Origin of the sequence: Pantoea sp. A4 (assembly GCF_000295955.2) — a bacterium.
GTDB lineage: Bacteria > Pseudomonadota > Gammaproteobacteria > Enterobacterales > Enterobacteriaceae > Pantoea > Pantoea multigeneris.
Window position 1 is genome coordinate 182,182 of the sequence record NZ_ALXE01000027.1, and the last position, 12,290, is coordinate 194,471.

The window sequence follows — 12,290 nt, forward strand, 5'->3', positions numbered from 1 at the left end:
ACCCAGCCACTGGCTGACTTATTTTGCCATCTCTTTTTCGATCAACAGCATCAGGATATGAATCACTTTAATGTGCACTTCCTGGATACGGTCAGCATAACCAAAGTGCGGCACTCGGATTTCAATGTCTGCGGTGCCAGCCATTTTTCCGCCGTCTTTCCCGGTCAGCGTAATGACTTTCATCCCCTGTGCACGTGCCGCTTCAATCGCTTTGATGATGTTTGCTGAGTTACCTGAAGTCGACAGGCCGAGCAGCACGTCACCGGAACGGCCAACGGCTTCAACATAGCGAGAGAACACATGGTCGTAGCCAAAATCATTACTGACGCAGGAGATATGGCTCACATCCGAGATAGCAATAGCGGGATAGCCAGGGCGGTTTTCGCGATAGCGACCCGTTAACTCCTCGGCAAAGTGCATAGCATCACAGTGAGAACCCCCGTTACCGCACGAAAGCACTTTTCCGCCGGCTTTGAAGCTGTCTGCCAGCAGTACTGCTGCACGCTGGATGGTGTGGATATTTGCTTCATCGCTGAGGAAGTTGTTGAGCGTATCTGCTGCTTCATTGAGTTCAGCGCGAATGATGTCCTGGTACATAGGAGTTCCTTAGAGGGAAAGAGATAACCGCGCAATTTTAACCAAACGCGCCATGGGCGCAAAGCAATCATCCTGCGAAAGCGGGATTACCCGGTGAAAAAAACAACTTTTCTGCCCTGCTTCACCCGTTTTTGTGAAGCCTGTGGAAATTCATATCCTCCATCATTGATCAATCTCGCTACCTGAACTAAACCTGCTCTTAACAACAGGTCAGACCTCTTACCTATTAACGGAGCCGTTCACTATGCTGATTGCCTCAATTCTTCTGACACTGGTGCTAATAAGCATCCTGTTTTATCACCGGGTTTCTCTGGTGATCAGCAGCCTGATTCTGTTAGCCTGGACCGTCACTATGTCACTGCTGTCTCTCTGGAGCCTGTGGATGCTGGTGCCGCTGGCTCTGGTGCTGGTTCCCCTGAATCTCACTCCACTGCGTCGCCAGTTTATTTCCGCGCCGATGCTTAAACGCTTCCAGCAGGTGATGCCACCGATGTCGCGCACCGAAAAAGAGGCGCTGGAAGCAGGCACCACCTGGTGGGAAGGCGATCTTTTCCGGGGGAAACCGGACTGGCAGAAACTGCACAACTACCCACAGCCACGTTTAACGGAAGCAGAGCAGACATTCCTTGATGGTCCAGTCGAAGAAGCCTGCCGTATGGCCAATGATTTCCAGATCACCCATGAGATGGCCGATCTTCCACCGGAGCTGTGGGCCTATCTGAAGCAGCACCGCTTTTTCGCCATGATCATTAAGAAAGAGTACGGTGGACTGGAGTTTTCCGCCTATGCCCAGGCCCGCGTGTTGCAGAAACTGGCCGGGGTTTCAGGCATCCTGGCGATCACCGTGGGTGTGCCTAACTCCCTCGGCCCAGGTGAATTGCTACAACATTACGGCACTGACGAGCAGAAAAACCATTATCTGCCCCGTCTCGCTCGTGGCGATGAGATCCCCTGCTTTGCACTGACCAGCCCGGAGGCAGGTTCAGACGCAGGTGCCATCCCGGATACCGGCGTGGTCTGTATGGGCAACTGGCAGGGCGAGCAGGTGCTGGGAATGCGGCTGAACTGGAATAAGCGCTATATCACGCTGGCACCGATTGCCACTGTGTTAGGGCTGGCGTTCAAACTGTCTGACCCAGAGCATTTGCTGGGGGATAGCGATAATCTCGGGATTACCTGCGCGTTGATCCCAACACACACCCCAGGCGTTGAGATTGGTAAACGCCATTTCCCGCTGAATGTGCCATTCCAGAATGGCCCAACGCGGGGCAAAGATATTTTCGTGCCCATCGACTTCATCATCGGTGGCCCGGCAATGGCAGGCCAAGGCTGGCGCATGCTGGTTGAGTGCCTGTCCGTGGGCCGTGGGATTACGCTGCCTTCCAACTCTACCGGTGCCCTGAAAAGCGTGGCGATGGGGATCGGTGCCTACGCGCATATTCGCCGTCAGTTCAAAGTCTCCATTGGCAAGATGGAGGGGATTGAGGAGCCACTGGCCCGCATTGCCGGTAATGCCTATGTGATGGATGCTGCGGCCACATTGATTACCACCGGAATTATGCAGGGAGAAAAACCGGCGGTGCTTTCTGCCATCGTGAAATATCACTGCACCCATCGGAGCCAGCAGAGCATTATCGATGCGATGGATATCGCCGGGGGAAAAGGGATTATGCTCGGCAAGAGTAACTTCCTCGCCCGTGCTTATCAGGGTGCACCTATCGCGATTACGGTAGAAGGCGCGAATATTTTAACCCGCAGTATGATCATTTTCGGCCAGGGTGCGATCCGCTGCCATCCTTATGTTCTGAGCGAAATGGCGGCAGCCGCTGAGCATGACGTCCCCGCGTTTGATCGCGCGCTGTTTAAACATATTGGCCACATTGGCAGCAATAAGGTGCGCAGCCTGTGGTTGGGCTTAACCGGCGGACGGACCAGCGCCAGCCCGGTGCAGGACGCCACCAAACGCTATTACCAGCAGATTAACCGTTTGAGTGCCAACCTCGCGCTGCTTTCTGATGTTTCAATGGCGGTGCTGGGTGGCAGCCTGAAACGGCGCGAACGGCTTTCCGCCCGTCTGGGGGATGTGCTGAGCCAGTTGTATCTGGCCTCGGCGGCGCTGAAACGTTATGACGAAGAGGGACGCAATGAAGCCGATCTGCCGTTAGTCCACTGGAGCGTGCAAGATGCGCTGCATCAGGCCGAAGAAGCGATGGCCGATCTGCTGCGTAATTTCCCGAACCGCCTGATCGCAGGTTCAATGCAGCTGGTGATTTTCGCCGGAGGAAAACATTGCCCCGCGCCGTCCGACAGGCTTGACCATCAGCTGGCTAAACTGTTGCAGTTGCCTTCAGCGACGCGAACCCGTCTGGGACGTGGTCAGTATTTGACACCGTCTGAGCATAATCCGGTCGGGCAGTTGGAGCAGGCACTGAAAGATGTCATGGCAGCAGAGAGCATTCACGACCGGTTAAGCAAACACGCTAAGCAGCATTTTTCCTTTACCCGGCTGGATGAGCTGGCAGAACGCGCGTTAAAAGAGGGGTGGATCACGGTGCAGGATGCAGAAATCCTGAAAAGAGCCGAGGTGAGCCGCCTGGCAGCGATCAATGTGGATGAGTTTGCCGCAGATGCGCTGGCCGTTCCGGTGGCAGAGAAGACGAAACCGCAAAATCACACCGGTGAAGCCGCTTAATACCCTCAGGCCAGACGCAATGTCTGGCCTTTTTTCTGATGAGGATTATCCGGCCTGCCGTACGCGCGCAATCAGCGCTTCTGCATCATCAATGTGTTCAGCCGCCAGTATCAACGTCCGTCCCAGAGTAATGGCGTGACGCAGGCACTCATGACGCATCGCTTCGTCAGTGATATTTTTGATGTCCGCCACCTGAGAAATACCCACGGTGCGGCGAATGATCTCTACGCCACAATAGCCGACAGTATCGGTCCATACCTGACGTAAAAACGCCTGCGCATAACCCGGATAGGCCAGCGCAAGGTCAGTGGTTTTACTGGACGCCAGCGCGAGGAAGCGTTCAGCAAACGCCAACCACACTCCCTGAACTTCTTTCAGGCGCTGTTCACGCCCGTCCGCCGCTTCACGCGGAGACAGTAAGCCCGGCAGTGCACAGTAGTTGATGAGCAAGTTTGCCAGCGCCGTTCCAACATCAAAGCCAATCGGCCCGAAGAAGCCAAATTCAGCATCAATGGCTTTCAGGCTGCTTTCCGTGACGAAGATTGATCCGCTATGGATGTCGCCATGCAGCAGCGCTTCCGCATGTGCAAAGAAGTGATGTTTGAGTCCTGCTACCGCAATACGCAGTTCATCGTCAGTGCGCAGGCTGGCAACCAGGGGTTCAAGCGCCGCCGGATAAGCATTGCGCTCATGCACAATGTAGGGTTCATTGAAGAACAGATCTTCGGTCATTTCGCACAGTTCCGGGTTGGTGAAACGCGCCACCTCGGCTTTTTTCGTGCGGGGATGCAGATAGAAATCGGACGTATGGAAGAGTGTCTGCGCGAGATATTCACCCAATTGTGCTGCCGCTTGTGGGTAGTAAACGCCTTTTACCAGTTCGCCACGCCAGATTTTGTGATCGGAGAGGTCTTCCATCACCATGACCGCCAGTTCTGCATCATAGTGCAGGACCTTGACCGTATGCTGTGGTGCATATTTGTAGTGTTCAATCAGCGTTTCAGCTTCCAGGCGCACCCGATCCAGCGTTAATGGCCAGGATTCTCCCACGCAGCGTACATAGGGCAGAGCCTGCTTAACAACGATACGGCTGACACCTTGCTGGTCAAAGATTTTAAATACCAGATTGAGGTTGCCATCACCCACTTCCTCTGCACTGGTCAGTACAGCAGGATTGTCCAGTCCGCCAAATTGTTTTGCATACTCCACGGCATCAGCGGCGGTGAACGTACGGTATTGTGACATTGCCTGTTCCTCTGGTTTGATTTTAATAAGCCGTTCAGACGTCTATACTTCCGCTGAGCATGTTGGCACAATAAGCCCCATTCGCGCAATATGGATTTGATACCAATGCAGACACTTCGCACCACCAGTTTATGGGTTCGTGATAATCAGTTGTGGATCCTCGATCAGCAGGCTTTGCCTCAGCAGCAGAACTGGCTGCCCGCCCATGATGTGGCCCAGTTAGTCAGTCATATTCATGCCCTGCGCGTGCGTGGTGCGCCACTGATTGGCCTTTCAGCCTCGTTGCTGTTAGCCCTGTTGGCCGGGCAAGGTCTGTCGCGCCAGCAGTTAGCCGAGGCGCTGGAGGTGTTGCGCGCCTCGCGTCCTACCGCCGTAAACCTGATGAATAATCTGGATCGCATGAAGCTGGCGTTGGCTCAGTCTGATTTTGTGGCGGCAATGACGCAGGAAGCGTGGCGTTTGGTCGAGGAAGATAAGCAGTTATGCGAGGCGATTGCCACCGCAGGCAGTGCGTTAGTCAAGCCCGGCAGCAAGCTGTTAACTCACTGTAATACCGGTGGTTTAGCCACTGCGGGTGTGGGAACTGCGCTTGGCGTGATTGCCCGTGCGCATCAGCAAGGGAATGTCGTTAATGTGTGGGTTGATGAGACGCGCCCGCTGTTGCAAGGCGGCCGTTTAACCGCATGGGAGTTAGGCGAGTTGCAGGTGCCCTATCAGTTGATTACCGATTCCATGGCTGCCAGCCTGATGGCCGCAGGCGAAGTGGATGCGGTTTGGGTCGGTGCCGATCGCATTGCAGCGAATGGTGATGCAGCGAATAAGATTGGTACTTATAGTCTGGCGGTATTGGCCCACTATCACCAGATTCCGTTTTACGTTGCTGCGCCGCAAACCACGCTGGATCGCCACTGTCCGGAGGGGGCGGCGATTCCTATCGAGCAACGTGCTGCCAGCGAAGTGACCGGCGTTTCCGGGAGTTTCGGTAGCGTGCAGTGGGCACCGCAAAATGCCCGCGTGTTTAACCCGGCCTTTGATGTCACCCCAGCAGCATTGATCAGTGGTTGGGTGCTGGACAGCGGCGTAGTCACACCAGAGCAGGTGAAAGCGGGCATTTTCCAGCCGTAAGGTTGGGGTCAAGGTCAAGGTCAAGGTCAAGGTCAAGGTCAAGGCAATCGTCTGTGAAACCGAGATGCCTCGGCCTGTCAGGGGAATCGGGCTGCGACGTGGCTCGCTCCGATCCCCCTGCCCTCCGAAATCCATACGGTTGTTTTGCCTGAAAAATATTGTCTGCAATGCAGTGCCCAAAGCGATAAACCGCACGGGCCTCTGACAGCCGCACTGCGGCTACTGGGAAGATGATGGGGGGTATGACAGCAAATGCCTCTGGCACATGGATGTGCCAGCGGATCGTAGGGATACGGGTTCCTTTGCAGTCATACCCCCCATTGTCTGACCTGTCACCTGAAGCCCAGCGGCTTCTCAACATACGGCCAGCAAGGTCAAAACAGGCTCGGCCTGCTAAGGGAATCTGGCTGCCACCGGTATTCACAGTGGCTTGCCAGTCATTACCCTCGATTTTACGCGAGGCGCGGATAGGCATCCGCAATATCGTCACCGGTAAAGTTGGCGATCCAACCTTCCTGATTGTCGAAAATACGGATGGCGGTGAAATGCGGCTGTGAACCCATATCAAACCAGTGCGGTGTCCCTTCTGGCACGGAAATCAGATCGTTCTTCTCACACAGCACCTGATAAATCTCATTGCCAATATGCAGACAAAACAGACCAGCCCCTTCCACAAAGAAGCGCACTTCATCTTCGCTGTGGGTATGCTCATTCAGGAACTTCGTGCGCAGCACCTCTTTCTGTGGGTTATCCGCGCGCATGCTCAGCACATCCCAGCTCTGATAACCCTTCTCTGCGACTAAACGATCGATAGCGTGTTGATAGGCTTTGATCACCGTCTCCGCATCCGGGTTATCCCCCAGGTCACGATCGGCTTCCCAGCGCTCAAAACGCACATTTTTGGCATTCAAACGCTGCTGAATCTCATTGGCATCGGTACTGTGCCACACCGGCTGGCTGGCTTCGGTATCAGAAAAAATCGTCAGTGCACTCATACTAAACGGACTCCGGGAAAATCTGGGCAAAATGGCTGACCTGGCGATGGCGACTCTGGGTGTCGGCTTCGCCACGAATTAACTGCACGCTATTCCAGCCTGCTGCACTGGCCGCATCCAGCTCCTGGTGAATATCAGATAAAAACAACAACTGTTCAGGCGGTACGCCAATCTGCGCGGCAATATTTTGATAAGCGCCGACTTCGCGCTTCGCACCCACATGGGTATCGAAATAACCACTGAACAAACCAGTAATATCACCTGCATCACTGTAGCCAAATAACAATTTTTGCGCCGCCACCGAGCCTGAGGAATATACATACAAATCAATACCCTGAGACTTCCACTGCTGCAAGGCAGGCAACACATCCGCATACAGATGGCCGCGAAAACTGCCATTCTCATATCCGGCACGCCAAATCATGCCCTGTAACGCCTTAAGCCCGGTCGACTTGCGATCTTCATCCATAAAACCAAGTAAGATTTCGGTCAAACGCGTAAGGGAAGCCTCTGCTTCTCCCGCTTCAACCCGCACTGCCTCCAGCGCGGCAGCGACTTCAGCGTCGTTGTGATGCTGCTCAATAAATCCCGCCAGGTGCTCACGTGCAAACGGGAACAACACGTTATGCACGAAGCGAATATCACTGGTGGTCCCTTCAATATCAGTCACAATTGCGCGAATCATCAGCCCTCCAGCAGGCGTCGTTGCACTTCACACTCAAATAAAAATTCCAGGCCTTCCAGCTGACGACGCGCCTCAGCGACATCTCTTCCCCAGCAGGTCAAACCGTGTCCGCGCAGCAAAAAACCATACTTCAGCGGCTGATGACGCGCAGAGTCTTCAATCTCCGTCACTAACCGGGCAATGTTCTGATCGTTATCGAACACCGGAATCAACACCGTCGCCTCATGACTGGTCTGCCCACGCAGGGTTTTCTGCATCTCATAACCACTCAACGCCAGCGCTGCCCCCTTCTCAATGCGCGACAACACCGTCGCATTCACGGTATGAATATGCAACACCGCCCCCGCTTCCGGGAACAGTCGGTAAATCAAGGTATGCAGGCCGGTTTCTGCCGAAGGCTGACGGCCAGAAGGGGCATGGTTAGAAGCAATGACCACGGGAATAAAATCATCCCTGGTCAGGCTGCCCTTATCTTTACCGGACTCACTGAGCAAACAGTGGGTTTCATCCTGACGGATGGACATATTACCGCCGGTGGCCGGCGACCAACCTTTCTGACCAATCCAGTGGCAGGCAGCAACAAGCTGTTCGAGCTGAGAGGGGGTAGTCATTGGAATACAGGCCTCTAATCGGGTTGATTTAGACGTCTAAGCGTCTCGATTGCCAAATATTATCATCCTGTTTATAGTAGCAGCAACAGGGCTTTACTACGGACCGACATACGCGACAAAGGCTAAATAATAATGACGTTGCACAACCTGACTCCCGAAAGCAAGCTGCCACAACTCGGCACCACTATTTTCACCCAGATGAGTGCACTGGCGCAGCAGCACAACGCGATCAACTTGTCACAAGGCTTCCCCGATTTCGATGGTCCAGGCTATCTACAGGAACGCCTGGCGTTTCACGTCAGCCAGGGGGCTAACCAGTATGCCCCGATGACCGGAGCGCTGCCGCTGCGCGAAGCTATCGCAGAAAAAACCGCCGAACTGTATGGTCATCATCCCGATGTAAACAGTGACATCACCGTCACGGCGGGTGCCTCCGAAGCGCTCTATGCGGCCATCACGGCGCTGGTCAGGCCCGGCGATGAAGTCATCTGCTTCGATCCCAGCTACGACAGCTACGCCCCCGCCATCAAACTGGCCGGTGGCGTACTAAAAACCCTCACTTTACAGCCTCCTGCGTTCCAGGTTGACTGGCGCGAGTTCCGTGCGTTGTTATCAGAAAAAACCCGCCTGGTTATCCTCAATACGCCGCATAACCCTTCCGCTACGGTGTGGCAGCGCAGCGACTATGATGCGCTGTGGCAGGCTATCGCCAGCCAGGAAACCTACGTATTGAGTGATGAGGTCTACGAACACATCTGTTTTGATGAGCGTGGACATGCCAGCGTGCTGGCACATGAGGCCCTACGCGCACGCGCGATTGCCGTCTCTTCCTTTGGCAAAACCTTCCATATGACCGGCTGGAAAGTGGGCTACTGTGTGGCTCCTGCCGCGCTCAGCGCTGAAATCCGTAAAGTGCATCAGTACATCACCTTCTCGGTGAACACACCTGCCCAGCTGGCGATTGCCGACATGCTGCGCCAGCATCCTGAGCACTACCGTGAACTGCCTGCGTTTTACCGTGCTAAGCGCGATCGCCTGATTAATGGACTGGCGGGTAGCCGGTTCAAAGTGCTGCCCTGCGAAGGCACCTATTTCCTGCTGGCCGATTACAGCGCCATCTCCGATCTGGATGATGTCAGCTTCTGCCAGTGGCTGACGAAAGAGGCCGGCGTCGCAGCAATCCCCCTCTCAGTGTTCTGCGCTGGACCTTTCCCGCACAAGCTCATTCGCCTGTGCTTCGCTAAACAAGAAGCGACGCTCGACGCCGCTGCGGAACGTTTATGTCAACTCTAAAAGTCACCGTATTACAGGAAGTGCTGAGCTGGATGGATGGCGCAGCCAACCTGCAACATTTTGATCGGGTGCTGGAGAATGTCACCGGGCGCGATCTGATTGTACTGCCAGAAATGTTCACCACCGGCTTCGCGATGGAAGCGGCGCAAAGTTCGTTACCAGAAGCAGAAGTGATTGCCTGGCTACACGGCCACGCTGCGCGCCTCGATGCCTTGATCGGCGGAAGTGTCGCCATTCAGACGGAACAAGGGGCGGTCAATCGCTTCCTGCTGGTGGAACCCAATGGCCAGGTCCACAGCTACGATAAACGCCATCTGTTCCGTATGGGTGATGAACACCACCACTACCACGCGGGTCATGAGCGCATCGTCTTTGAGTGGCGCGGCTGCCGCATCCTGCCGCTGATCTGCTATGACCTGCGCTTCCCGGTGTTTGCCCGTAACCGTAATGATTACGACCTGGCGCTCTATGTGGCCAACTGGCCTAGTGCCCGTAGCCATCACTGGCAGGCTCTGCTCATGGCGCGTGCGATTGAAAATCAGGCCTACGTTGCGGGTGTAAACCGCGTGGGCAGTGATGCTAAAGGCCTTGAGTACAGCGGTGACAGTCAGGTAATTTCCCCGCTGGGTGAAATTGTCGGCAGCGCAGCCCCAGGCCAGCAAGCACGGATCGATGCTGACCTGAACCTGACAGAGCTACATGCCTATCGTGAGCGCTTCCCGGCATGGCGCGATGCGGATGATTTCACGCTCAACTGAGATCGCCACGCATAAAAAAGCCCGCTTCACAGCGGGCTGATTATTTTTAGCTTCGGTTACAGCAGGTCAAAGCGATCCAGCTCCATCACTTTGGTCCAGGCCGCCACGAAGTCATTCACAAACTTCTGCTGTGCATCGCTGCTGGCATACACTTCAGCCAGGGCGCGCAGAATGGCGTTGGAACCAAACACCAGATCGGCACGGGTTGCGCTGTACAGTACGCTGCCGTCCAGGCGGCTGCGGCCCTCGAACAGCTCAACATTCCCCTCTTTCGCCAGCCACTGGGTGCGCATATCTAACAGATTGACGAAGAAGTCATTACTCAAGACACCCACGCGATCGGTAAAGATGCCCTGCTCGCTGTCGTCAAAGTTAGCGCCCAACACGCGCAGGCCACCCACCAACACCGTCAGCTCAGGTGCGGTCAGCGTCAGCTGCTGTGCTTTGTCCACCAGCAGGGTTTCGGTTGATGACCCGCCCTGGACGCGGCGATAGTTGCGGAAACCGTCCGCCAGCGGTTGCAGCAGATCAAACGCCTCAACATCGGTCTGATCCTGAGTCGCATCCACCCGGCCTGGAGTAAATGGCACCTGCACACTCACGCCAGCCGCAGCGGCAGCTTGTTCAATACCCACAACACCGGCCAGCACAATCACATCTGCCAGTGAGGCTTTGCCAGAGGCTTGTTGCAGCTGCTGCAACGTCGCCACTACCGGCTTCACTTTCGCATTGACCGGCCAGTCGATTTGCGGAGCGAGTGCCAGACGCGCACCGTTGGCACCACCGCGTTTGTCACCGCCACGGTAAGTTGACGCGGAGGCCCAGGCGACAGAAACCAGTTCACTCACGCTCAGACCTGAAGCGGCAATCGCCACTTTAAGGCTGTCGATATCCGCACGGGTTGGCTGATGGGTCGCCGCTGGCAGCGGGTCCTGCCACAGCAGATCTTCCTTTGGAATTTCCGGGCCGATGTAACGTGCTTTTGGCCCCATATCGCGGTGAGTCAGTTTGAACCACGCACGCGCAAAGGCTTCATTAAACGCCTGGGGATCGTTGAGGAACCGGCGCGAAATTTTCTCGAACTCAGGATCGAAACGCAGCGTCAGATCGGTCACCAACATGGTGGGTTTGCGTTTTTTCGCCGGATCAAACGGATCGGGGATAATATCGCCTGCATCCACGGCTTCAAACTGAATCGCACCCGCTGGGCTGTGTGTCTGCACCCACTCATATTTGAACAGGTTTTCGAAGAAGTAGTTACTCCACTGGGTCGGCGTCTGAGACCAGATCACTTCCAGACCGGAGGTAATGGCATCCGCCCCGGCACCGCTGCCATAGCTGCTCTGCCAGCCCAGGCCTTGTGCTTCCAACGGTGCGGCTTCTGGGTCCGCCCCAACGTGGCTGGCTGCGCCAGCGCCGTGGGTTTTACCCAGCGTATGTCCACCGGCAATCAGTGCCACGATCTCTTCATCGTTCATGCCCATGTTGCCAAAGGTTGCACGGATCGCAGGCGCGGCAGAAGCAGGATTACCGCTGGCTTCCGGGCCTTCTGGGTTGACGTAGATCAGGCCCATTTCAGTGGCCCCGAGCGGTGCATTGGCAAGACTTTCAGGATGGCGGTGCGCCAGCCACTCTTTCTCATCACCCCAGTTCACATCCAGGTCCGGTTCCCACACGTCTTCACGTCCGGCGGCAAAACCAAAGGTACGGAAGCCCGAATTCTCCAGCGCGACGTTACCCGCCAGAATATAGAGATCGGCCCAGGAAATTTTCTGGCCATATTTCTGTTTGATTGGCCACAGCAGACGACGTGCTTTATCCAGACTGACGTTATCTGGCCATGAGTTCAGCGGAGCAAAACGCTGCTGTCCACGGCCAGAACCGCCACGGCCATCAATGGTGCGGTAAGTACCGGCGCTGTGCCACGCCATGCGAATGAACAGCCCAATGTAGCTGCCCCAGTCGGCTGGCCACCATGACTGTGAGTCGGTCAGAAGTGCCCGGATATCGCCTTTCAGCGCGGAGTAGTCGAGTTTGCTGAACTCCGTGCGGTAGTTGAAGTCCGCACCCAACGGGTTAGAGCGGTTGGAGTGTTGATTTAGCAGATCGATGCGCAGCGCATTTGGCCACCAGTCACTGCTGGTGGTGCCGCCACCCGCGCTACGCGCTGGAGGGCTTTGTTCTTCTGACTGCCCATGATGAAAGGGGCATTTACCGGCTGCGGCAGTGTTGTTGTTATCGTTGGACGTGCTCATATCATACTCCGTTGGCTTCCAGTGAATGTCCCTA

General features: G+C 55.5%; 10 protein-coding genes. 4 read left to right on the plus strand and 6 right to left on the minus strand.

The genetic code is table 11. From position 1 onward, the window contains the following. Positions 1 to 18: 18 nt before the first annotated feature. Positions 19 to 597 (minus strand): D-sedoheptulose 7-phosphate isomerase, encoded by a 579-nt coding sequence (lpcA, locus tag B880_RS0113685; protein ID WP_017347995.1) that lies wholly within the window; start codon positions 595 to 597, stop codon positions 19 to 21. 244 nt (positions 598 to 841) lie between these two features. Here lpcA and fadE point away from each other — a divergent pair, with 244 nt between their 5' ends. After that, a complete protein-coding gene (fadE, locus tag B880_RS0113690) occupies positions 842 to 3,289 on the plus strand; it encodes an acyl-CoA dehydrogenase FadE (RefSeq protein WP_017347996.1) in 2,448 nt (815 codons plus the stop codon). Positions 3,290 to 3,334: 45 nt separating this feature from the next. Here fadE and mtnK read toward each other — a convergent pair whose 3' ends face one another. Continuing rightward, a complete protein-coding gene (gene mtnK, locus B880_RS0113695; protein WP_017347997.1) occupies positions 3,335 to 4,534 on the minus strand; it encodes an S-methyl-5-thioribose kinase in 1,200 nt (399 codons plus the stop codon). Between the two features lie 105 nt (positions 4,535 to 4,639). Here mtnK and mtnA point away from each other — a divergent pair, with 105 nt between their 5' ends. Then, a complete protein-coding gene (mtnA, locus tag B880_RS0113700) occupies positions 4,640 to 5,659 on the plus strand; it encodes an S-methyl-5-thioribose-1-phosphate isomerase (RefSeq protein ID WP_017347998.1) in 1,020 nt (339 codons plus the stop codon). A 452-nt stretch (positions 5,660 to 6,111) separates the two neighbouring features. On the opposite strand, the gene B880_RS0113705 is transcribed toward mtnA, so the two are convergent. The 3 genes from B880_RS0113705 to B880_RS0113715 are packed head-to-tail and all read right to left on the minus strand — an operon-like array spanning position 6,112 to position 7,950. Continuing rightward, entirely contained in the window at positions 6,112 to 6,654 is a 543-nt protein-coding gene (locus B880_RS0113705; protein WP_017347999.1) for a 1,2-dihydroxy-3-keto-5-methylthiopentene dioxygenase, read from the minus strand. Between the two features lies 1 nt (position 6,655). Next, the gene (mtnC, locus tag B880_RS0113710) at positions 6,656 to 7,339 is read right to left on the minus strand and encodes an acireductone synthase (RefSeq protein ID WP_017348000.1); all 684 of its coding nucleotides are present in this window, start codon (positions 7,337 to 7,339) and stop codon (positions 6,656 to 6,658) included. Then, a complete protein-coding gene (locus tag B880_RS0113715) occupies positions 7,339 to 7,950 on the minus strand; it encodes a methylthioribulose 1-phosphate dehydratase (RefSeq protein WP_017348001.1) in 612 nt (203 codons plus the stop codon). Before B880_RS0113715 ends, mtnC begins: the two co-directional genes overlap by 1 nt. A 132-nt stretch (positions 7,951 to 8,082) precedes the next feature. On the opposite strand from B880_RS0113715, the gene B880_RS0113720 reads away from it, so the two are divergent. Continuing rightward, positions 8,083 to 9,243, plus strand: coding sequence for a pyridoxal phosphate-dependent aminotransferase (locus B880_RS0113720; RefSeq protein WP_017348002.1), 1,161 nt, complete (start codon positions 8,083 to 8,085; stop codon positions 9,241 to 9,243). Beyond that, positions 9,231 to 10,001: an amidohydrolase gene (locus B880_RS0113725; RefSeq protein ID WP_017348003.1), complete on the plus strand. Its 771-nt coding sequence runs from the start codon at positions 9,231 to 9,233 to the stop codon at positions 9,999 to 10,001. Before B880_RS0113720 ends, B880_RS0113725 begins: the two co-directional genes overlap by 13 nt. A gap of 56 nt (positions 10,002 to 10,057) precedes the next feature. On the opposite strand, the gene katG is transcribed toward B880_RS0113725, so the two are convergent. Beyond that, the gene (katG, locus tag B880_RS0113730) at positions 10,058 to 12,256 is read right to left on the minus strand and encodes a catalase/peroxidase HPI (protein ID WP_017348004.1); all 2,199 of its coding nucleotides are present in this window, start codon (positions 12,254 to 12,256) and stop codon (positions 10,058 to 10,060) included. Positions 12,257 to 12,290: the final 34 nt, after the last annotated feature.

What these genes read in the sequence shown, in the direction of transcription:
- mtnC (WP_017348000.1), bottom strand. Translation starts at nt 7,339, where the DNA reads ATGATTCGCGCAATTGTGACTGATATTGAAGGGACCACCAGTGATATT.
- katG (WP_017348004.1), bottom strand. Translation starts at nt 12,256, where the DNA reads ATGAGCACGTCCAACGATAACAACAACACTGCCGCAGCCGGTAAATGC.
- mtnK (WP_017347997.1), bottom strand. Translation starts at nt 4,534, where the DNA reads ATGTCACAATACCGTACGTTCACCGCCGCTGATGCCGTGGAGTATGCA.
- B880_RS0113715 (WP_017348001.1), bottom strand. Translation starts at nt 7,950, where the DNA reads ATGACTACCCCCTCTCAGCTCGAACAGCTTGTTGCTGCCTGCCACTGG.
- B880_RS0113705 (WP_017347999.1), bottom strand. Translation starts at nt 6,654, where the DNA reads ATGAGTGCACTGACGATTTTTTCTGATACCGAAGCCAGCCAGCCGGTG.
- fadE (WP_017347996.1), top strand. Translation starts at nt 842, where the DNA reads ATGCTGATTGCCTCAATTCTTCTGACACTGGTGCTAATAAGCATCCTG.
- B880_RS0113725 (WP_017348003.1), top strand. Translation starts at nt 9,231, where the DNA reads ATGTCAACTCTAAAAGTCACCGTATTACAGGAAGTGCTGAGCTGGATG.
- B880_RS0113720 (WP_017348002.1), top strand. Translation starts at nt 8,083, where the DNA reads ATGACGTTGCACAACCTGACTCCCGAAAGCAAGCTGCCACAACTCGGC.
- lpcA (WP_017347995.1), bottom strand. Translation starts at nt 597, where the DNA reads ATGTACCAGGACATCATTCGCGCTGAACTCAATGAAGCAGCAGATACG.
- mtnA (WP_017347998.1), top strand. Translation starts at nt 4,640, where the DNA reads ATGCAGACACTTCGCACCACCAGTTTATGGGTTCGTGATAATCAGTTG.